Annotated in this window: 1 protein-coding gene; it reads left to right on the top strand. The window is 68.2% G+C overall.

What is annotated here, in order from left to right:
- Positions 1-582, top strand: a 582-nt coding sequence (locus tag AQJ11_RS45085; RefSeq protein ID WP_159061830.1) for an LLM class flavin-dependent oxidoreductase, incomplete at both ends; no start/stop codon positions are given.

Genomic DNA, 582 nt, shown 5'->3' with positions numbered 1-582 from the left:
CCCGCTGGACGGCGTCGCGCCGTTCGTGTGGCACGGCTCGATCCGCTCCCCGGAGATCGCCGAGCAGGCCGCGTACTACGGCGACGGCTTCTTCCACAACAACATCTTCTGGCCCGCGGAGCACACCAAGCGGATGGTGGAGTTCTACCGCAGCCGGTACGCCCACTACGGGCACGGCACGCCCGAGCAGGCCATCGTCGGACTGGGCGGGCAGGTGTTCATGCGCAAGAACTCCCAGGACGCGGTGCGCGAGTTCCGCCCGTACTTCGACAACGCCCCCGTCTACGGTCACGGGCCGTCGCTGGAGGACTTCAGCGAGCAGACCCCGCTGACGGTGGGCTCGCCGCAGCAGGTGATCGACAAGACGCTGTCGTTCCGCGAGTACGCCGGTGACTACCAGCGCCAGCTGTTCTTGATGGACCACGCCGGTCTGCCGCTGAAGACCGTGCTGGAACAGCTCGACATCCTCGGCGAGGAGGTCGTGCCGGTACTGCGCGAGGAGTTCGCCAAGGGACGCGGCGCGGACGTGCCCGAGGCGCCGACCCACCAGTCGCTGCTCGCCGCCCAGAACACCCAGAACAC

Origin of the sequence: Streptomyces corchorusii, assembly GCF_001514055.1 — a bacterium.
Classification (GTDB): domain Bacteria; phylum Actinomycetota; class Actinomycetes; order Streptomycetales; family Streptomycetaceae; genus Streptomyces; species Streptomyces olivaceoviridis.
This window is presented reverse-complemented; position numbering and strand designations above follow the sequence as displayed.